The 18234-nt window shown below is 56.2% G+C and carries 23 protein-coding genes; 7 read left to right on the top strand and 16 right to left on the bottom strand.

Translation table 11 applies throughout. The annotated features are described in order from the left end of the window. Nucleotides 1-311 precede the first annotated feature (311 nt). On the bottom strand, nt 312-716 hold the full coding sequence (locus ACU680_RS24475; RefSeq protein WP_003225981.1) for a TraR/DksA family transcriptional regulator: 405 nt from the start codon (nt 714-716) through the stop codon (nt 312-314). A gap of 523 nt (nt 717-1239) precedes the next feature. Here ACU680_RS24475 and ACU680_RS24470 point away from each other — a divergent pair. The 5 genes from ACU680_RS24470 (at nt 1240) to ACU680_RS24450 (ending at nt 5625) form a co-directional block, all read left to right on the top strand. After that, entirely contained in the window at nt 1240-2148 is a 909-nt protein-coding gene (locus ACU680_RS24470) for a MurR/RpiR family transcriptional regulator (protein ID WP_448180745.1), read from the top strand. Nucleotides 2149-2209: 61 nt separating this feature from the next. Then, complete coding sequence (locus ACU680_RS24465; RefSeq protein ID WP_098964391.1) at nt 2210-2815, top strand: glutathione S-transferase; 606 nt, start codon at nt 2210-2212, stop codon at nt 2813-2815. A 2-nt stretch (nt 2816-2817) separates the two neighbouring features. Next, the gene (locus tag ACU680_RS24460) at nt 2818-3924 is read left to right on the top strand and encodes a DNA alkylation repair protein (protein ID WP_448180744.1); all 1107 of its coding nucleotides are present in this window, start codon (nt 2818-2820) and stop codon (nt 3922-3924) included. A 674-nt stretch (nt 3925-4598) separates the two neighbouring features. Continuing rightward, entirely contained in the window at nt 4599-5177 is a 579-nt protein-coding gene (locus tag ACU680_RS24455; protein WP_448180743.1) for a hypothetical protein, read from the top strand. Then, complete coding sequence (locus ACU680_RS24450; protein ID WP_367084164.1) at nt 5155-5625, top strand: hypothetical protein; 471 nt, start codon at nt 5155-5157, stop codon at nt 5623-5625. Before ACU680_RS24455 ends, ACU680_RS24450 begins: the two co-directional genes overlap by 23 nt. A 267-nt stretch (nt 5626-5892) precedes the next feature. On the opposite strand, the gene ACU680_RS24445 is transcribed toward ACU680_RS24450, so the two are convergent. The 7 genes from ACU680_RS24445 to ACU680_RS24415 form a co-directional block, all read right to left on the bottom strand. After that, the gene (locus ACU680_RS24445) at nt 5893-6705 is read right to left on the bottom strand and encodes a hypothetical protein (RefSeq protein ID WP_367084163.1); all 813 of its coding nucleotides are present in this window, start codon (nt 6703-6705) and stop codon (nt 5893-5895) included. Continuing rightward, a complete protein-coding gene (locus ACU680_RS24440) occupies nt 6686-6961 on the bottom strand; it encodes a hypothetical protein (protein ID WP_367084162.1) in 276 nt (91 codons plus the stop codon). The genes ACU680_RS24445 and ACU680_RS24440 overlap by 20 nt, the downstream gene beginning before the upstream one ends. Nucleotides 6962-7403: 442 nt before the next feature. Then, entirely contained in the window at nt 7404-8060 is a 657-nt protein-coding gene (locus ACU680_RS24435; RefSeq protein ID WP_448180742.1) for a DUF2931 family protein, read from the bottom strand. 11 nt (nt 8061-8071) lie between these two features. Then, on the bottom strand, nt 8072-8728 hold the full coding sequence (locus ACU680_RS24430; protein WP_448180741.1) for a DUF2931 family protein: 657 nt from the start codon (nt 8726-8728) through the stop codon (nt 8072-8074). Between the two features lie 10 nt (nt 8729-8738). Beyond that, complete coding sequence (locus ACU680_RS24425) at nt 8739-9395, bottom strand: DUF2931 family protein (protein WP_448180740.1); 657 nt, start codon at nt 9393-9395, stop codon at nt 8739-8741. Continuing rightward, nucleotides 9395-10936, bottom strand: a complete 1542-nt coding sequence (locus tag ACU680_RS24420; protein ID WP_448180739.1) for a phospholipase effector Tle1 domain-containing protein — start codon at nt 10934-10936, stop codon at nt 9395-9397. Before ACU680_RS24420 ends, ACU680_RS24425 begins: the two co-directional genes overlap by 1 nt. Before the next feature lie 139 nt (nt 10937-11075). Then, nucleotides 11076-11438 (bottom strand): DUF6124 family protein, encoded by a 363-nt coding sequence (locus ACU680_RS24415; protein WP_098964401.1) that lies wholly within the window; start codon nt 11436-11438, stop codon nt 11076-11078. Between the two features lie 507 nt (nt 11439-11945). Between ACU680_RS24415 and ACU680_RS24410 the strand changes: the two genes are divergently transcribed. Further along, nucleotides 11946-12485, top strand: a complete 540-nt coding sequence (locus ACU680_RS24410) for a thioesterase family protein (protein ID WP_448180815.1) — start codon at nt 11946-11948, stop codon at nt 12483-12485. Nucleotides 12486-12740: 255 nt separating this feature from the next. After that, the gene (locus ACU680_RS24405; RefSeq protein WP_448180738.1) at nt 12741-13139 is read left to right on the top strand and encodes a carbohydrate-binding module family 20 domain-containing protein; all 399 of its coding nucleotides are present in this window, start codon (nt 12741-12743) and stop codon (nt 13137-13139) included. Nucleotides 13140-13160: 21 nt separating this feature from the next. Here ACU680_RS24405 and ACU680_RS24400 read toward each other — a convergent pair whose 3' ends face one another. From ACU680_RS24400 to ACU680_RS24365, 8 genes are all read right to left on the bottom strand, one after another. Beyond that, nucleotides 13161-13655 carry a GNAT family N-acetyltransferase gene (locus tag ACU680_RS24400; protein ID WP_448180737.1) on the bottom strand — a complete coding sequence of 165 codons (495 nt, stop codon included), beginning with the start codon at nt 13653-13655 and terminating at the stop codon, nt 13161-13163. A gap of 13 nt (nt 13656-13668) precedes the next feature. After that, on the bottom strand, nt 13669-13884 hold the full coding sequence (locus tag ACU680_RS24395) for a DUF4287 domain-containing protein (RefSeq protein ID WP_448180736.1): 216 nt from the start codon (nt 13882-13884) through the stop codon (nt 13669-13671). Between the two features lie 235 nt (nt 13885-14119). Continuing rightward, nucleotides 14120-14668, bottom strand: coding sequence for a cytochrome b (locus ACU680_RS24390; protein ID WP_448180735.1), 549 nt, complete (start codon nt 14666-14668; stop codon nt 14120-14122). Nucleotides 14669-14841: 173 nt separating this feature from the next. Next, nucleotides 14842-15420 (bottom strand): LysE family translocator, encoded by a 579-nt coding sequence (locus ACU680_RS24385; protein ID WP_448180734.1) that lies wholly within the window; start codon nt 15418-15420, stop codon nt 14842-14844. A gap of 68 nt (nt 15421-15488) precedes the next feature. Next, complete coding sequence (locus tag ACU680_RS24380; RefSeq protein WP_448180733.1) at nt 15489-16328, bottom strand: AraC family ligand binding domain-containing protein; 840 nt, start codon at nt 16326-16328, stop codon at nt 15489-15491. Between the two features lie 72 nt (nt 16329-16400). Then, nucleotides 16401-17099, bottom strand: coding sequence for an arsenical resistance protein ArsH (arsH, locus tag ACU680_RS24375; protein ID WP_448180732.1), 699 nt, complete (start codon nt 17097-17099; stop codon nt 16401-16403). 12 nt (nt 17100-17111) lie between these two features. After that, nucleotides 17112-17582 carry an arsenate reductase ArsC gene (locus ACU680_RS24370; RefSeq protein WP_258679434.1) on the bottom strand — a complete coding sequence of 157 codons (471 nt, stop codon included), beginning with the start codon at nt 17580-17582 and terminating at the stop codon, nt 17112-17114. Between the two features lie 25 nt (nt 17583-17607). Beyond that, nucleotides 17608-17955, bottom strand: a complete 348-nt coding sequence (locus ACU680_RS24365) for a metalloregulator ArsR/SmtB family transcription factor (protein WP_448180731.1) — start codon at nt 17953-17955, stop codon at nt 17608-17610. Between the last annotated feature and the right edge of the window lie 279 nt (nt 17956-18234).

The raw sequence follows: 18234 nt of genomic DNA, 5'->3' as shown, positions 1-18234 counted from the left end.
CTTTGCAGGGTCGGAGCGATCCAGCGGTTTTTCGGCAACAGCACTGGTGCGGGCAAAGCCCCAACCAGAGATCCATCTCTCGTCATATCAACACCCCACGCTTGTTCTCATTGTTGTGACTGCATTAAACGCCACTAGAACGCCATTATCCATGGTCCGTTAGTCGTGGAGTCTGCAGCAGGTCAATGGAACGACGCGCAAAATATCGCGGACGAGCAAAAGCAAAGATCGCAGCCCCGTCAGCTCGTATAGGAGCTGCCGAAGGCTGCGATCTTTTGCAGGCGCCCCCGATTCAGGGGGCAGCCATGGAATCAGGCCTGACGCTGGTGCTTGTCGATCTGCTCGTGACGCTCTTGAGCTTCGATGCAGTACTTGGTGGTCGGGCTGATCAGCAGGCGTTTCAGGCCGATGGCCTCGCCGCTGTCGTCGCACCAGCCAAAACTGTCTTCCTTGATGCGCTCAAGGGCTTGTTCCAGTTGCGGCAGCATGCGCTGGTCGCGATCGATCGCGTTCACCAGCCAGGTGCGCTCTTCTTCAACCGAAGCCGCGTCCGCCGGGTCGGCCGGAGTGTCCAGGCTTTCGATGGCGATACGGTTTTGCTCAATGCGCTCGTGGGTTTCGACTTTCATGTTCTGCAACAGCTCAGTAAAGAAAGCGTGTTGCTCGGCATTCATGTAGTCATCTGCCGGCATGGCCAGCAACTTGTCCTTTGTCATTGATATCTCTATAAAAAAACGTGCATTAAGGCGAAATAGGGAGCGTTCCGGCGAACCGTGTCCGGTCGACGAAAAGGCATCGTTTATTGCAAACGCCACCCGGCACTCAATTTACGAAGGGGCGGCAGTCTAAGGCCCGTTTGAGGCCTCAGCAACTCTAAATACCGGGAATTTGTCCGACAACAGCCGTAAACGGGTCTGACACAGGCTTCGTGGCGGTCATCGGAGTGCGTTTATAGCAAGAAATTCAGTCGAGCGGCTGTATATAGAAGACAAACGGCTAACCGCTGGTGCCTCATCGCGAATTTTTCTTCGCCCGGTGCATCGTTTCAGCCAAGCAGAACCCCAAAAGCCCTCCTAACATCAGCCACAACCCAGCACTTTGTGGCGAGGGAGCTTGCTCCCGCTGGGTCGCGAAGCGGCCCTTGCTCTTCAACTTTAAAAAGCAGTGGGCCTGCTTCGCAGTCCAGCGGGAGCGAGCTCCCTCGCCACAGTGTGATTTGATCAGCCTAAAGGAAGACTTATGCCCCGCCCCGATCTGCCGGCCAACGACGAGCACCCCCTCGCCAGCCCCCCGATCAATGCCGAGCGTCTGCTGCAACTGATCACCGACGAATACGACACCCTGCCGCGCCAACTCAAGCGCATCGCCAGCTACATGAGCCAGCAAAGCGACCGGATCATGGTCGATCGCATCAGCGACATCGCCCGGGAATGCGAGGTGCATCCGTCCGCCATCGTGCGTTTCTCGCAGCGCTTCGGCTTCAGCGGCTTCAGCGAGATGCAGGCGCTGTTCCGCGCCGCCTACACCCACAAAGCCTCGCCGGTACACAACTACCAGCAACGCATCCGCAGCATGATCGCCAACCAGTCGCAGCAAGCCAGCGACGGCGACCTCGCCCGCGAATGCATCGACGCCACCCGCTCCGGCATCGAACGCCTGGGCCGCGAACTCGACGACGTCGCCTTCGAAAAAGCCGTCGACCTGATCGTCAACGCCGACAACATCTATGTCGTCGGCGTACGTCGCTCCTTTGCCGTCGCCGACTACCTCGTTTACAACTTGCAACACACTCACAAGCGCATTCACCTGGTTTCCGGACTGGGCGGCAGTTATCGCGAGCAGATGCGCAGCGTGCGTAGCGGTGATTTAGTCATCGCCATCAGCTTCACCCCCTACGCCAAGGAAACCCAGCACTGCCTGCGCTACGCCCGGCAACAACAGGCCAACACCCTGATCCTCACCGACAGCCACCTCTCACCTTTGGCCAAAAACGCCAACAGTCTGCTGCTGGTGAATGAGGGCAGCGCATTGGCGTTCCGTTCGCTGAGCGCGACCTTGTGTTTGTGTCAGGCGTTGTTCGTGGCGGTGGCGTATCGGCTGGAATTGAATGTGGATGAGATTCACGAGCAGGCCGGGTTTGACGACTGACATTTGCCTCAGGCTCGGCTAGGTTATGCCTTCCCACCGGTTCGACTTGAAGGAACGCGTCATGAAACTGATCGGCATGCTGGACTCCCCCTACGTGCGCCGCGTGGCGATCTCCGCCAAACGCTTGGGCATCGACCTCGAACATGAATCGGTCTCGGTGTTCCGCCACTTCGAGCAATTCCAGCAGATCAACCCGGTGGTCAAGGCGCCCACGCTGATCCTCGACGACGGCGTGGTCCTGATGGATTCCACCCTCATCCTCGACTACCTCGAAGCCGCCAGCGGCAAAAGCCTGCTGCCGAGCGACCTCCAACAACGCGCCCACGCCCTGCGCCTGATCGGCCTCAGCCTCGCCGCCTGCGAAAAAGCCGTGCAGCTCTACTACGAACGCAACCTGCGCCCGGCCGACATTCAATACCAGCCGTGGGTCGAACGCGTCGAAGGCCAACTCGCCGCCGCCTTCACCGCCCTCGAACAGGAACTGGAAAAAACCGGCCTGCCCACCGACGGCACCCTCACCCAGGCCGGCATCAGCCTCGCCGTCGCCTGGAGCTTCACCGACCTCGTCGTCCCCGACCAGATCGACACCCGCCGCTACCCGCACATCGCCCAATACACCGCGTACGCCGAAACCCTCGAAGCGTTCGTCAGCACCCCGATGACCTGACCATGAGCAGCACCGACACCGCCGCCCCGGCGTTAAAGGAAATCTTCAACACCGAACGCCTGCAACACATCGCCAGCGAAATGAGCGCGGTGTACCCGGCGTTCAAGGCCAAGGCGTTTCTCAAGCACGCCAACCAAGGGCTGGCGGAATTGTCGGTGATGCAACGCATGGCCCGCGTCAGCGAAAGCCTGCACGCCGTGCTGCCACTGGACTACGAAGATTCCCTCGAAGTCCTGCGCGAACTCGCCCCCCGCCTCAACAGCGGATTCGTCAGCATGTGCCTGCCGCACTACGTCGCCAGCTACGGCGGCCACGCCTTCGATACCTCGATGCAAGCACTCAAATACTTCACCACCTTCGGCTCCTCCGAATTCGCCATCCGCCACTTCCTGCGCAGCGACCTCGAACGCTCGCTGGAACTCATGCACGACTGGACCCAAGACCAAAACCACCACATCCGCCGCCTCGCCAGCGAAGGCACCCGCCCTCGCCTGCCCTGGTCATTCCGCCTCGAAGCCGTGCAAGCCAACCCGCAATTGACCGCCGGAATCCTCGATCGGTTGAAAGCCGATGAGAGTTTGTACGTACGCAAGTCCGTGGCGAACCATCTGAATGACGTGACCAAAGAGCATCCGGAATGGGTGCTGGACACAATTGAAGGCTGGCCAACGGAGAATAAACACACGGCATGGATTGCCAAGCATGCGTTGCGCAGCTTGATCAAACAGGGAGATCTGCGCGCGCTGACGGTGATTGGTGCGGGGGCCAAGGCTGAGGTTGAGTTGCTGGATGTGCGGGTTGAGCCAGCGGTGGTGAGGTTGGGTGAGGCGATTACGTTGTCGTTTACGGTGAAGTCGACGGTGGCGCATGAACAGCGGTTGGTGATTGATTATGCGATTGACTATGTGAAGGCGAATGGCGGGGTTTCGGGGAAGGTATTCAAGTTGAAGACGGTGGAGTTGGCGGGGTTTGGGGAAGTGGTTGTGGGGAGGCGGCAGGTGATTCGGGATTTTACGACGCGGAAGCATTTTTTGGGGCGGCATGGGGTTAGGGTTTTGGTTAATGGGGCGGTTTTGGGGAGTGCTGCGTTTGAGATCGTCGCTGATTGATACTGCTAATAGATTCCGTTGATCTGGCGGGACTCGGACTGATAGGGAATTACGGATGGGGCTGCTTTCGGCCAAAAGCAGACGCTCAAAAGCATCAAAGAAAGCAGGGACGACTCCCTTCCCTCTCATTGCCTGAGTATCCGGGCCAGCGATTTCGATACTTTTCGACGCGGAAGCTGACTCATTGTCTAGCTCCAGCCTGCAAGCTAATCTCGGATCAGGCCAGCATGCTGGCAACTATAGTTAGGCCTCACAGGGGAATATTCATGCAAGGGGAAGATTTGAGAGCCATGCTGGATGCAGATCCGCATGCCGTCCGCTTGGAACAGGACAATAACGAATACCTAGTGAGCTACCGCTTTGACACAGGCGCCGAGGTGGCGTTTGACCCTCGTACCACCACGAAGTGCTCTGTTTTCGTCAGCAAACTCCCCGAGCGTATGAAGGCCCGCCTCGGCAAAGTCACGTGCTATCCACCTGAAAACCCCTCGACTGCACTTGCCCGGGTCTCTTCTCAACTCGCAGGCGAACGACAACTGTTTAAGATAGACCTACCCTCATCTGATTCCGCTCGTGACCTACTGACGTGGATCAGGTGGGCTTGAGACCTAACAATTCATTCAAGCCGACGCCGCTTCGCGGCGCGGCTTAATTCAGATATTAGGCCGCTCCCCATGCCAAATACTCCACCAGGCCCCAAGGCAATTCTTCTAAACGGCATCGTCGTCGGTGAGGTGCGATCAACTGGCAACACAGATCAAGACGCGGAGGCTGTACGTGCTTTCCTTAAAGAAAAAGGGCTGCACAAGGAAGTCACTCCCTTTCAAGCTGTTTTTAACCAAGCAATAGCCTTCGCCAACACTTCAGCGCATGTATACGAGAAAAACCTTCGTAGAACGCCTAGGAATGGCTTTTCCCCAGTGCCTTTCGTCGTCAATGCGGCTTTTAGCATCGAGCTGTACCTCAAGGCCCTTGCGCAGAAACACGGAAAAGCGCTCCGAGGGCACGAACTAGTCAAATTGCATCTCTCATTGCCAACCAAGGCGCATCTCGAAATCAATCAAGTGATACCCAAGTGCGCAGCGAATAGGGTTTTGGGCGAGCAGCCAAATTTCACTGGCTATCTTCAGCATCTGAATGACGCTTTTGTTAAATGGCGCTACTCGTACGAACTTGAAAGGACCGACACTGTTCACATTGAACCCACAATTTTTGTCATGGAGGTACTGCATGAAGCTTGCCGCCTGCCGTAGCGGTCCAACTGGCTGGTCAAGCAGCCACAAGCTCCGCTTGTGGGTGCCCCCCGTGCTTAGTACTCCCCCGCCGCTAACCGCGCCGGTCTATGCCTATGGAGCGAATGAAATGAAGTCCTTCTTAGCTTGTTGTTATGCAGCCTTCTTTATTACTGTATCGCTCCCAGCATCTGCTGGAGACATAGCAAGTAAACTTCAGGGAATGGTTGGCTGGACGGTAGTTGCGGTTACTCAGGTGGAAGATGAATTTGAAGGCTGCGATTTCGACAAGGTAATTAAATTCATGAACGGTATAGCGCTCACTTGCTCAAGCTATGGATACTCATATGCGTTCATGCCCTCTGCCGTCATTTTCACAAAATCGGGGAAGTATGAAGGTCGAAATTTTCATAACGTAAAGGTGCTTATTGATGATGATTTTTATGATATGCAGCCGGTGCTTGAGTAAATTGGGATTTAACTGGTTGCTCTAATACGCATCGGCCGCAAAAAAATGGCCTCCTCCGGATAGCCTTCGCTGCGCTTCGGCAGCCGTTTAGCAAGGCGTTAGATATCTAGGTAGGCCGACTCGAAGGGCAGCTATTTAGAAAAGGGGACAGAAAAAGGGACTGATTTATTTTCTGAGAAATAAATCAGTCCCTTTTTGCTTTTTATTTATAGAGAAGAGCGATGGCAGGGGCAAATTCTAGTGCGGCTGCCCCATAAGAATATGGTTTCAGTGACCTATTTCAGAGGGCGGAGCTGACGGAGGGGTAGATTGAGTCGCTTGGGCTGCTTTAGAGTCTGGGGTGTAAGCAGGGGGCGGGGCGGGATTAAAAAAATAAAGAATAAGGAGGATGGCAATTGCGCCGGATGCGGTTATTGTAGTCCCATTGATATTTAACTTTGTCTTTATGTAGTCCTTGGTGAGCCCGGTGATTAAAAAGCCGACGCCAAGAGCGATTGATATCCTAGATATATAGTATTGAGGTCCGGTTTCCAATCCGATGAAAAAAGTCAGGAGTATGCCGATGGATAGTAATATTGAGCCAGCTATGGTTTGAGGTAAGTGTATTTTCATCTGATTGAACTTCAATGATTTCTTGTGGTTAAAGCCATTGATTGGCAGGTTCAGGGTTGTGTATATCGATTTTATTTCTTTTGCTTTCTGTTTTTTGTAAGTTTTAAATATGGCCTGTGAGGTGAATAAGTAGCTGCCAGTAGGCAAAGTAATAGACGTGTCAAGGTGTTCTGATGCAGCCTTAAAGGCCTCCCATGAATTGGCACATAAAAATAATATGTTTTCGATGCTCGCAAGTATGTCCTCAGTTTGTGTTTTGGAAATATCTATTGTGTCTGATGAAGCTTTTGTCAGGTAATTTTCGAATGCAGTGATTAAGGCCGATAGAGACGATAGTGCGTGGTTATACGTTTTGTGAGTTAGTGATTGCTCCTGTATCTCAGTCAGCAGGTCTGATAGGGAGGAGTTAAATTTCCCTTTAAGCTCTAAGGTAGCAGCGTATTGAGCGTCAAGGCTTTGGTTTGGCATTGTTCTTTGCGGCTGCAATGATTTGCTGTAGTAGATTTGTTGTATCCGTTGTGTCGATGCTGCTGAGGGAAAATACGGTTCGCCCATTTAATACTTCGTAAATTACCGCTTCCGCTTCTTTTTCTGATATCTGCCCTTTGTTCTTGACTTGTATTAGTCTTATTTTTTCTAAAATCTCATCTATTTCTTCGGTGGTTATTGGCTCTACATATTTGTATTCGATGGCGATGCGTTCTGCTAGTTGTTTTTTTGTCATCTTTTAAATTTCCATTGTGTGTATTTATTGAAATAAATAGGTTGCATGGCGTGGCAATTTAGCGGCTTCAAGAACATTAGTGGCATACGGCCAAATATGTTATGTCGGTGGTAGACCCGTGGGGTCAGTTCCTACAACGCCTCGATTAAATGAGGTTTGTTAGGGGGCTAGAGAAATGAGGGCAAAACCCATTGAGTGGCCTTAAGGTGACACTTCTCCGAAGCAAGGGTGACGCTATCAAAATGACAGCATTGATTCAAGGCCGGCATTCTAGGGCCTTCGTATTAGAGCATCACAGCGAGGCGATGCTGCTTATCTATCAAAATGGGATGGGCGGGAAGCGATTTTTCGCAAAGGTCTGCTTTTGGCCGAAAGCGGACAGTCGTCGCGCGCAGCATTGACTCGACATAGGACAGGCAAGGCGGTGTCTTCTTACTGCCTCCTACCAACTCTCGTACGGAATGCCGTACTTGTCGATGTAGCGCTTGGCCTTCTCACTCACCGGATAGGCATAGCGCCCGCCATGCTTCCCCTGCTCCGGGCCTAGCGGTTCAAGTTCGCCCTGGGCATGAGCTACTTGGATCGGTCGGTGGCATGAATCTCTGACCCATGCTTGAAGTACCCCGCCCGGGGCCAGCCCCACGTAAAGCGAAGCCATGTATCGAGCGGTCCTTTCAGGAGTTTCCGGGCAACGCTGGTGCGTTGAATCCACCATCAATTGCCTCGCCGACTCTGGAATTTCAATGAAACCCTTGTAGGTTTTCTGCTCTGATATGGACTGCCAACGAACAAAGATGAGTTTGGGAAGATCGGCACCGGTTACCGGAATACCGGAACCACTGACCGTGCCCCAACCACGGGCTGACTCTGTGCCATCTTCTGGTTCACCTCCGGCGGCGGTGCTTCCGCCCGCCTTGAAAAACGTTATGTTTTTGATGTCCAGGACTGAGCTGTCTTCTACCCAGACCTTCATGTAATCAGGCTCAGTGAAAGCCAGCCCCCACCAATCGGATCTCGGATCATTCTCGGCTGAACGTGGGTCCGTAGTCTGGCATCCAGCTACCAGTAGAACGCTCAAAATTAATATGAATTGCTTCATTGGCGGACGGGTTACCAACTCCCGTACGGAATGCCGAATTTCTCGATATACCGCTTGGACTTTTCGCTGACGGGATACGCATAGCGCCCTTGGTTCTTACCTTGACTAGGGCCTAGTGGCTCAACCTCTGCTTGTGCTCTGGCGACTTTGACAGGATGGTGGCATGAGTCTCGAACCCAGACTTTCACGATACCACCGGGCGCCAAGCCCAAGTAGAGAGACGCGTTATAGCGCCCCTTTTGTTCAGGTGTTTTAGCGCAGCGCTGATTGACGGACTCAAGCATGAGTTGTCTGGCTTCCTCTGGGATATCTACCCAAGCCTTGTACGTTTGCGGTTCAACAATGGACTGCCAACGGACATAGATCCTTTTGGGAAGATCAGCACCTACAACAGCTTTTCCGTTGCTTCCCACGCCGTGCCAACCTTGAGCAGATGCTGTTCCATCCTCTGGCTGGCCGCCTGAGGCGGATCCACCTCCGGTACGCAGAAATACTCTGCCTTTAATGTCTTCGACCGAAGTGTCCTCAACCCAGACTTTCATGTAGTTGGGCTCGGTAAAGCCTAGTTCCCACCAAGGAGATTTGGGGTCGTTTTTGGCTGATAGCGGATCACTTGAATCACAGCCGCTAATCAACAGGGCAAAAAGTATCGTTGGAAATCTTTTCATCGGACGACGGTTACCAACTCCCGTACGGAATGCCGTACTTATCGATATACCGCTTAGCCTTTTCGCTCACAGGATAAGCATATTGACCGCCGTTCTTGCCCAACTCAGGCCCCAGCGGCTCCAACTCAGCCTGAGCGCGAGCGACTTTAACTGGGCGCCGACAAAGGTCTCTTACCCACACCTGCACCACTCCACCCGGTGCGAGTCCCAAATAGACCGAGGCCATGAAACGTGCCGTTTTCTCGGGAGTCTCCGGGCAACGCTGGTGGGTAGACGTCACCATCACCTGTCTGGCCTCCTCAGGAATATCTACCCAAGCCCGGTAGGTTTTTTGCTCCGGGATTGATTGCCAACGGACAAAGATGCGTTTGGGTAGTCCTGCCCCAATAACCGGTTTGCCTGTACCTCCGACACCAATCCAACCGCGAGCAGACTCCTTGTCATCATTCGGTTCTGCACCGCTGGCGTTCCCTCCCCCGGCACGTAGAAAAGTTTTACCGTCGATGTCCTCCACGGAGCTGTCTTCAACCCACACGTTCATAAAATTGGGTTTGATAAACGCCAGTTCCCACCAAGGGTACTTAGGATCGTTTTCTCCGGAGTTGGAGCTTGTTGCGTTACATCCGGTGAAGGCCAAAATGCTCAACAGAGCTAAGAGTATTCTCATTACCAAAGCTTCCAATCAGCTACGTGAGGATGCTGCACGCGAATGCCATCCTCCGTGGGTGCGTTGATGTAAACAGCTCGCAAACCGCTGCCGTCCCGCCTGCCTTGGGGGTGGTTCCAGTTGGCAGAGGTGTGGATGTATTTCAGTTTCAGCAATTGCTCGTCATCGGGAGAGGTGGTGTAGTCGCCGGCGACGAATCTGTCACAGATCGATTGCAGCTCTTGGGGAACGGCATACTCCGTACGCCCAGGTATATCGGTGAAAGGAACGCCTTTCTCCTTGGCCAACTGATACATCACTCTCAAATAAACCGTGGAAAGTTTACCGCTGACCGGGCGTTTGAGTTGCAATCCCGCGTACACGCGTTTTTGCTTGGGTCCGAACCGATCTTGCGGGTCGGGCGGCAATGCGAGCGCCGCTGGCGTTACGACTTCCAGCATGTGTGCAGGCCAGCCCTTGGCTATCCACTGACTTTTTACTTGAACGGCATCTTGGTAGATCGAAGTCGTTTTGACGTCCGTGTTGCTCCATACATCAAGTGTTTGCATGGGGCTGATCAAAACACATTCTTCGACCTCATCGAGGTAGCTGCCTCCGATGTCCGAGTGGACGCCAGGACATGTGTATTCGGGATAGTCAGGTTTGACTCTGCTGAGTGCGAAGTTAGCCCGACATTCGTCACGGGCCACCAAATGAACGACATCTTTGAAGAAACGTCGATCAAGGTACAGTTTTACGCCAGGAGCGATTGGGCTCGATACCCTGCCAAAATTCGTGAAGCCAGCGATTGACGCTACCGTATCGAACAGGCCGATAAACCCCATGTTGATGCTACTACCGTATTGATCAACAAATGTACGACTGAAGTTGTTGGCGTAAGTCGTCAATGAGTCCCTTAACGGCCCCTGCTTGCCTCTTACAATTTCATTTGCAAAATGGCGAGCGGCGGCTGCACCTCGGCTGAAACCGAAAGTGTCAAAGGTGATTGACGCAATTTCACTATTCGGATTTTCCTGAAGGGCATCCTCGATGATTTGCTTGATGAAAGTAAACGAAGTCTGAACACGCCCCACAACCCCCGTCTCTCCGCGCCCAGTGCCTTGGCTGACGACGCTGTCCTTCTCGCTGGATCGAGTACCAATGCCTTCAATATAAACGGGGCGGGAGACCTGTTTCATCGAACCCTCTCCTTCTGCAATCGGAGCTTCGTAATACAGGTCGGCAAGTTTTTTTATATTGGTCGCGCCAGCGCCATAGCTACTGTCCGGATCCCTCATATAGGGCTGACAGCTAGCAGGAATATCCTGCGGCGCAATCGGATGCTGCGCACCGCACAGCAACCCTGCCGCCGTGTTGTTCGCATTGTTACCAGTACCATCAAAGAAAACCCCAATCCTCAACGCAATGCCGATTTTCTCAGGCTCGCGCGCAGGTTCTTTCCCATGCTTCTCATACTCAGCCCAACGCTGGGCATGAATATCGACGGGTTTGGCTTCTTCGTAGCGGTAGTTTTTCGGGGGGTTGGGAACGTAGCCACTCAATCCTTGATTCCTTGTTCTGATCCTTGAAGAACGGGCCGAAGGGTGACAGCCGAGGCTTGGGGGCGCAAGGCGTGGCTCTGTGCCAGCTCGGTTGAAATTGCTAGGTGCGACGAGGGTTTGGCTCGTCGCACGGGCATGACTAGTGGGCGATTTCGACGTTGTCGAGGGCCTGGTTTACGGCGAGTTCGCCGAGCATGACGACCTGGGCGATGCCCAGTGCGGTTTTGCGGTGGGAGGTGTCGAGCATGGCGGCGAAGTTGTTGAGCATTTCGCTGGCGGAGCCGAGGGTTTCGCTGGCGTTGGCGAGCAGGGATTCGGTGTCGCACTTCGGGTTGGCGAGGTACATGGGTTCGGGTTTATGGGGGCTGGCCATGATTTGGCTGGCCGGGGACAGGTAGTGGTCGAGGGCGCGTTCGGCGGCTTCGTGGAGCTTTTTGGAATCGAGGGATTCGTAGGGGGATGCGAGGTCGGTTTCTGGCGGGTTGGGTGTTGGTTTGATCATGGTGAAACTCCTACGTCAAAAAAGGGAGCCATCACTCTCGCTACCAAACGAGGGTGGCGGCCATGCGCAGGTTGGTAGACCGGGACGTAGAAAACCGGCGCGCCCGAAGACGCCCTGTGCATGACCACCATGAAGCCGTGTCGAACAGACACTGCAAATCATGATGCTTATGCAATCTACGAGAACTCAGGGCTACCAAACCCGATCACTGTTTTTCAGCGACCGACAGACGATAGAACCCGCGCTCTAGACGCACAAGCCGGCGGATTCTGGCGTACTCGTAGGCGATGGCGCAAGGCGTTGTAGGGTTTCGGTGGTAATGGCAGGCTTCATATAAACATCCCGATTATTTTCTGTTTATACACCGGATCAACGGGCTACCGATCCAGCACCCACCCCGCAATGATCGGAATGCACTGTTCAGCCCAAAACAGTCATTTACGCACCTACCTCGCCATCGCCCGGCTCGCTAGAGTGCAGCGCTCTTTTCAACTGGCTGACGTACTGATGAATCTGTGGTTTCGATTGCTCTGCATGCTTTTTCGTCGACCGTGGCGCAAGCCGGTCAATGCGCTGGAATCCACCGTGATCCGCATGCGCGTGTGGCCGCTGGATCTCGATTTGAATCGGCATGTCACCAATGGTCGCTACTTCACCCTGGCTGACGTCGGGCGCATGGATTTTGTGTTGCGCAGTGGAGCGTTTCGGGTGGCGCTGCGTGCTAAAGCGTTGCCGATCGTTGGCGATACGTGGGGCAAATTTCGGCGTGAGTTGAAGCTGTTTGAAACGTTTGAAATTCACAGCCGGATGCTTGGCTGGGACGACAAATGGAGCTTCATGGAGCATCGCTTCGTGAGCAAGGGACGGGTGATCGGCGTGGTGGTGATGCGTGGGCTGTTTCGGTCGGCGCAAGGCACGATTGCGCCGGGTGAGTTTGTCAGGGAGTTGGGGTTGCCTGAACAGTCACCCGAGATGCCGGAGTGGCTGACGTCGTGGTCGGCGAGTTGTGATCTGATGAGTCGTCAGCTTAGGGGTGAGGAGGTTTGAGTGATTGGGTGGTTGGGCGGGCGCCATCGCTAGCAGGCTAGCTCCCACAGGGAATTTGGCTGGTTTGGGAGTGGGGTTGACTGGGCTGGCGTCTTCGCGAGCAGGCTCGCTTGTATGTTTAGACTTGAAGGGGTGGGAATAAGGCGCTAGTGCAGGTATCGCAAAGGAGTCTGACGGACTGTCAGTTCTTACAGGTCTCTTCCAGTTTGCGCAGGGCTAAGCTGGCCCGACTGAAGGAAAACTGAGGAACCGATCATGGGCCGCATCCGATACTTGTTGCCACTGAGTGCTCTGCTGCTGGCCTTGCAGCCAATAATTGGCTATGCCGGTGCCACCTGGACGTATATTTCGCTCGAGGCGAATTTCCGCTGTGATAACGGCGTCACGACACAAGGCTATAGCGTCTATGCGGTGGGTGATCGGCCGGAGTTAGGGAATTGGGACCCGGCCAAAGCGGTTCGACTCACGCCGTCCCCCTACCCCTCATGGTCCGGAAAGATAAAATTCAGTAACGCAAAACCCGGTGATGTCGTGGAGTGGAAATGTATCGTCCGCAGTGACAGTAACCCCAGCGACGCGACCTGGCAAACAGCCCCCAACAATCAAGTAACCATGGCTTTTAGTCCCACACCTCTGGCGACGGGAAGCTTCTGAATCGACCGTATGGTGCCGTGGTTACAAGCTTGAAGGTTGGCCTCGACCGCGCGTCATATTGATCAGCGCCACACGCCTGCCGCCCGGCGCCGCGCGTTCTTCTATGGAGAACGGCACGAAGCCAAGCTTCGGGTAGAGCAACAACCCCGCCGTGTTTTCGTTGAAGCACGAAAGCTGCACTTCCCTTGCCCCGTACTTTTCAAAGCCGACCGCAGTCATGGTTTCGACGATGTAGCGAGCGACGCCCTGGCCACGGGCGTAAGGCGCGACGATGACGTTGCCGATGCAGCAGACGCCGTCGTGCTCGGCACGGTAGAAGTTGGCGAAACCGACGAACTCGCCGTTGGCCAGAAATGCCGTGGAATCGAAGCGCTGGCTGATCGCGGTGTGCATTTGCTCTTCCGTCAGCGGGTACTGCGCTTTCGGGAACATGAAGTACAACTCTTGAACGCCCTGCGGAAAGCCGCACAGGGTTTTGACGTCGTCGGCCGTCACTGGCCGGTGGGTGAAGTTCATGGCTGCCCTGCCCTCACTTTTTGCCTGCGGCCAAATGGTGCGCGACCAGCGCGTTGGCATGGCCGTGGCCCATGCCGTGTTCATCCTTGAGCCACGCCACCAGTTCCATGTGTTTCTTGTCGGGGATGCCGGCGAGCAGGTTCAGCCAGTGATCGATGGGCTGGCCGTACTTTTTTTCGATGGAGGGAAAGTACGATGCCGGGCCTTTTACCTTGTTGTCTTCGCTCATGCTGCAAGCTCCCATGGGTCACGACGGAGGGTCGGCGACGCTCCTTGTCGGCATGCCATAGAGTGGACGCGAAGTACGATTGCGGCAACTGCCCGCTCTGCCAGACGCCACAAAAACCTGTGGGAGCGAGCTTGCTCGCGAAGGCGTCGTGTCAGCCGACATCATCAGTAGCTGACACACCGCTTTCGCGAGCAAGCTCGCTCCCACAGGGATTGGGGGTTGAAGGAGGTCAGGGTTATTCCGTGCGGCCCGGCAACATCCGCACCAGCGTGTTATCCCGCACCCAGTAGTGGTGAAACAGCCCCGCCGCCGCGTGCAAGCCGATCAGCCAGTAGCCGGCGCTGCCCAGCGTTTCATGCCAGTACTTGAGCTGTTTGGCGAAGTCCGGGTCGATGGCGACCGGTGCCGGGACGTGGAAGCCGAAGTACGGGAACGGTTTGTCAGCGGCGGCGAGCATCAGCCAGGCGAGGATCGGCGTGGCGATCATCAGCACGTACAGCGCCAGGTGCATCAGGTGCGAGATACCGGTCTGCCAGGCTGGCGGCTTCGGAGTGATCGGCGGGCGTGGGCTCAAGCGGCCGAGCAGACGCACCCAGACGAGGATGAAGATACTCGTGCCGAACAGGCCATGGAAGCCCATCAGCAGGCCGTGCGCTTCGCTGCCCTTGGGCATGAAGCCTTTGATTTCGACACAGGCGTAGACGCCGACGAACAGCGCCAGCATCAGCCAGTGCAGGGTGATTGAGAGTTTTCCATAACGGGTGACGGCGGTGTCGCGAGTCATAACGTGCCTCGTGATTGTCGTGAGCGACGGTCTCGTCGCAATGGCAGGGCGAATCGATTGCACCACCCTGCCCTCGCAGCCTCAAGCCCCCCTGCAGATTGCCCGCTGATTATCCTCACTTCACCTGCAAATTTTGTGAAAAAAACCTCTGCTATCTCACTCACACCATCGCCTCAGTTGTGCAGCAACGCAGCGGCGGATGACACCACCAGCAACACCGCCAGAATCCGGTTCAGCCACTGCAACTGGGCCGGATTACTCAACCAGCGCGCAGCGCCGCGACCGAGCAGCGCCCACAGCGCCAGACACGGCAACGACACCAGAAAGAACGCCAGGCACAACGCATTCAAGCCCTGCCCTTGCGCGGTGAACACGCTGATCACGGCAATCGCCATCATCCACGACTTGGGATTGACCCATTGCAGCAGCGCAGCGCCAAGCAGGCCCAGTTCGGGTTTTTCCTCGCCGGCGGCGGGATCGATGGCAGTGGCCGGAGCCGTGAAAATCTGCCACGCCAGCCACAGCATCCAGCCCATCCCCAGCGCACTGATCACCGGGCGCACGCCGGGTAGCATCAGCGTACTGGCGCCAGCCCCGGCGACCCAAACCAGCGACGCGGCGCCCCCCCCCGCGCCGAGAATGATCGGCAGGCACGGTCGCCAGCCGCGTCGGGCGCTGGTGCTGAGGACGATGAGGTTGGTCGGCCCCGGGGTGATCGAGGCAACGAAGGCAAAGAGGATGAACGCAAGCATGGCACGGCCCTGTAGAAAGTCAGGGCCTACTGTGATGGCTGAGCAGCGTGGTGGTCTTGAACGTTTGTTCAGCGGCGCAAGGTGCCGATGGCGCGCTGCTGATAGGCGCCCGGGGTGATGCCGTAGGCACGCACGAACCATCGGCCCAAATGGCTCTGGTCGGCGAAGCCGAGGCGGCTGGCGACTTCCACTGGCTGCATGCCGGCGGCGAGCATCTGCCGGCCACGGCTGAGGCGCAGCTGGATCAGCCACGCGTGCGGCGCGAGTCCATAGGCCGCCTTGAACGCGCGGGTCAGGCGGAAACGGTCGGTGCCGCAGACGTCGGCCAGGGTTTGCAGGCTGATGTCCTGCTCGTGGTAGGCCACCAGGTAATCGCGTGCCTGCCGGGCGATCAATGGCGCGCGTGATACGGCGGTTGGTTGCGGTCGCCGGTACAGGTGAGTCGCCAGTCGCTCCAGCAACGCATCCAGCGCCACATCGCGCACCATGCGCACGTCCTGCTTATGCAGCGCATTGAAGGCAAACAAGGTGGCCCGAGCCAGTTCGGGATCATCGTTGAGCACACTGCCGATCCCCGGCAAGCCGCTGCCGTAACTGCCCAGATGCAGACCGTCCAACGCTTGCTCCAGCCACGAAGGTTGCAGATAGAGCATGCGATAGGTGAAACCGTCCGGGCTCGGCGCATCGCCGTCATGGATGTCGCCGGGTTCCAGCATGAAGACCTTGCCCGGCGTGCTGTCATGCCGCGCCCGACGGCTGTTGAAGCGCTGCACGCCTTGCTCGGTGAAGCCGATCAGGTAGGTTTCGTGCCAGTGCGGATCGTAGGCATGCGCGTGCCCGGCGAAATGCGCGTGCAGGGTTTCGATGCCGGTTTCCCGGTCGCGGGCAAGGTCGATCCAGTTGCTCATGGCGTGCGTACAGTGGTGGGCTGGGACCAGTAATCCACAATTGGCGGGTTGAGGCTAGAAGGTTTGTGCAATTCAGATAGAGCGCTGATTGACCCGCGCCATCAACTGCTCGGCGCTTTCCTTGCGTTCGGAATAACGATCCACCAGAAAATCCTGACGGTCGCGCAGCAGCACGGTGAACTTCACCAGCTCTTCCATCACATCAACCACGCGGTCATAAAACGCTGACGGTTTCATCCGCCCTGCCTCATCGAATTCCGTGAACGCCTTGGGCACCGAAGACTGATTGGGGATGGTGAACATGCGCATCCAGCGCCCCAGCACGCGCAGTTGATTGACCACGTTGAACGACTGCGAACCGCCGCAGACCTGCATCACCGCGAGGGTTTTGCCCTGAGTCGGACGCACCGCACCGAGCTCAAGGGGAATCCAGTCGATCTGCGCCTTGAACACCGCCGACATCGCGCCGTGGCGTTCCGGCGAACACCAGACCTGACCTTCCGACCACAGCACCAGCTCGCGCAGCTCCTGGACTTTGGGATGATCGACCGGGGCGTCGTCCGGCAACGGCAAACCGGACGGATTGAAGATGCGCGTTTCGGCGCCGAAGTGCTCCAGCAAGCGTGCGGCCTCCTCCACCAGCAGACGGCTGAAGGAACGTTCGCGGGTCGAACCATAGAGCAGCAGGATGCGTGGTTTGTGTTCGTGCGAAGGTGATGTGATCGGGCCTTCGAACAGCGTGTGATCAAGATTGGGCAGATGTTCTGACATACGTCCTCCGGCTCAAAGGGAGCCGATGCGATCCAGTTCGCGCTGAAGCTCAACGCGGCTGAGTGTTTTGAAAGGAAGACCGAGGAAGGTTGCGCAGCGGCGCTCGATGATCGCCAGCGTGGCACGGAACGCCGCATCCACTGCGGCCTCGTCACCCGTCACATCGGAGGGATCTTCCAGCCCCCAATGGCATTTGATCGCCGGGCCGAAGTACACCGGGCAGGTTTCGCCTGCCGCCTTGTCGCAGACGGTGATGACGATGTCCGGCGGGTTGCCTTCAAAGGCGTCGTTGCCTTTGCTGTACAAACCGTCGATAGCGATACCGGCCTGTTGCAGCGTCGTCAGGCTGCGTGGCAAGACCTGGCCCTTGGGGAAACTGCCGGCGCTCACCGCCTCGAAACCCTCGCGCGCCAGATGATTGAACATGGCTTCGGAAAGGATGCTGCGGCAACTGTTGGCCGTGCACATGAACAGGACACGCATGGATAGCTCCGGGGATATTAGAAGTTCAGCAGCACGCGGTTTCGCGGGCAGGACGGCCGTCCATGTTGTGCAAGCGACAGGCATTGTCCTTGAGCCAGTCGGCGTTGGCCGTCGCGGTGACTTTGAGGATCTGGTGAACCCAATCCGGCAGCTCCGGGTTGAGCCGGTAATAGACCCACTGACCCTGACGGCGATCGAGCAACAACCCGTTTCTGCGCAGTTGCGCGAGGTGGCGGCTGATTTTCGGCTGGCTGTCGTCGAGGGCGCACATCAACTCGCAGACACACAGCTCACCCTGCTCGGCAATCAGCAAGGTGGCGCGGGCACGGGTTTCGTCGGCCAGGCTTTTGAACAGTTCGGTGGGGGTGAGCATGGGGTGCGGGCTCGAACATATGGAAAACCGAATATACGGATATCCATATATTATTCAACTCCAGTAACGGCATAGAACCTGTGGGAGCTGGCTTGCCAGCGATGACGGATTGACATTCAACATCACCATTGGCTGATTCACCGCCATCGCGGGCAAGCCCGCTTGTATGTTTAGACTTGAAGGGGTGGGCGGGACTACAGACTCGATTCTGACTCTGACCAGTACAGACCGTGGGAGACTTCTCGTCCCGCCCCTTCTACCCAAAGCGCCAATAAGGAA

This window comes from Pseudomonas sp. LF020, from assembly GCF_053456425.1.
Note: the sequence above shows the minus strand (reverse complement) of the source record. Positions and strands in the feature narration are given on the sequence as shown.